Here is a 284-nt window from a genome sequence, read left to right on the forward strand (position 1 = left end):
AGGTCCGTGCTGCCGTCAAACACGTGCACCGAGGCCACGCCATTGCTGTCGCTCACCGTACCGGAAAGCGCCAGCGTGTTGTCCTTGGTCAGGCCGCCGCTGCTGATCGTCGAGGTCAGCCCGGTATCGGTCCCGATCGTCGAGCCGATCGTCTCGCTCGGCGCCGTGGTGTCGACCGTCGCGCTGATTGCCGCCGTCGTCGTGCTGTTGCCGGCGTTGTCCACCGCCTTGGCCGTCAAGCTGTGCGCTCCGTCCGACAGCGCGGCGGTCGTGAGCGTCCAGGT

General features: G+C 68.0%; 1 protein-coding gene. It reads right to left on the reverse strand.

From position 1 onward, the window contains the following. The coding region (locus CKW40_RS44315; protein ID WP_179298328.1) for an Ig-like domain-containing protein at window positions 1–284 on the reverse strand (284 nt) is incomplete at both ends.

It is taken from the genome of Mesorhizobium carmichaelinearum (assembly GCF_900199455.1).
GTDB lineage: Bacteria > Pseudomonadota > Alphaproteobacteria > Rhizobiales > Rhizobiaceae > Mesorhizobium > Mesorhizobium carmichaelinearum.